Below are 1,324 nucleotides of genomic sequence, written 5' to 3'. Positions count from 1 at the left end.
CTGTCCTTCAATTCTTCCCATAAACCAACCTTGGTTAAACTATTTTCCACCATCTCATTCAATTTTTGCTTATCCTTCGCCATACCATGCAATTTTGGCCCACAAGCAACATTATCATATATTGATTTTGGAAAAGGATTTGGCTTTTGAAATACCATACCAACTTTTGCTCTAAGTAGTACAACATCCATATCGCGTGAATATATATCACCCAGCCCATCGATATCTAATTCACCAACAGTTTTGCAACCTGGTACATAGTCATTCATACGATTAAAACAACGCAAAAAATGTTGATTTACCGCACCCGGATGGTCCGATAAAAGTAGTAACTTTTCTTTTATAAATATTCAAATTTATATCGAATAAAACTTGCTTAGAGCCGTACCAGAGATTTAAATCTTTAACAGAGGCACGTGTATTGCTCATATCACATCCTGCATTGAATAGAGCCCCGGAATTTCTCTTTTATTTTCGTATAGCCATACTGCTGCTTGAACAGCTCCTCTAGCAAATGTTGTGCGATCAATTGCTTTGTGGTTTAGTTCTATCCGTTCATCAGAACTAACAAACATCACGCTGTGATCTCCTATTACTCCACCTCCACGAGATACTGCAAAACCTATTCCCCCCTTTTTCCTTATGTTTGAACCACTATGTAAATATTGATTGGACTGAAAATCCACTTTTGAAGCGTTAGCAATTGTTTTGCCAAGTTCTATAGCTGTTCCAGATGGTGAATCCTTTTTTAAGTTATGATGCATTTCCCAAATCTCAACGTCATATTCATTACCTAAAAGCTCAGCAGCTTTTTTTACCAATTTCAGCAACACATTAACCCCAACACTCATATTTGCTGACCATAATATTGGAACTTCAGCAGCATATTCTTTCAAATCGACACCTTCTATTCCAGTTGTGCCACTAACCAGCGGTGTTTTAAATTTTACAGCTGCTTTAAGGCAGTCTAACATACATTCTTTAGTTGTAAAATCTATTACAACGTCAGATGACTCAAATATGCCACTAATAGAACTTGTAACTTTAATTCCTAGATTGGCTATAATTGGTCCAATATCTGAATCTATGTACTTACTACCTGAACGGGCAACAGCACCTGCTATTTCCACTTTGGTATTTGTAATTAATTCATTGAGTATTTTTTTGCCCATTCTGCCTAAGCAGCCTATTACTCCAACTCTGATTTTCATAAAGCTTTTTACGTTTATTAAGAATGTTAGGCCTTTTTTTAAGCTCTGTCACTTCTGATCTATATTCTATAGCTGTACGAACACTGCAATTTCAGATCCCAGTGCCTTGACCA

The 1,324-nt window shown here is 36.6% G+C and carries 1 protein-coding gene and 1 pseudogene; both read right to left on the bottom strand.

What is annotated here, in order from left to right; genetic code table 11:
* A pseudogene (locus WG67_RS08170) lies at positions 1 to 429 on the bottom strand (phosphate ABC transporter ATP-binding protein); the annotation flags it as partial.
* Positions 426 to 1,211: a 4-hydroxy-tetrahydrodipicolinate reductase gene (gene dapB, locus WG67_RS01615; protein ID WP_070356801.1), complete on the bottom strand. Its 786-nt coding sequence runs from the start codon at positions 1,209 to 1,211 to the stop codon at positions 426 to 428. The gene dapB and the pseudogene WG67_RS08170, both read right to left, overlap by 4 nt.
* Between the last annotated feature and the right edge of the window lie 113 nt (positions 1,212 to 1,324).

Source organism: Wolbachia endosymbiont of Drosophila incompta (assembly GCF_001758565.1).
Classification (GTDB): domain Bacteria; phylum Pseudomonadota; class Alphaproteobacteria; order Rickettsiales; family Anaplasmataceae; genus Wolbachia; species Wolbachia pipientis.
This window is presented reverse-complemented; position numbering and strand designations above follow the sequence as displayed.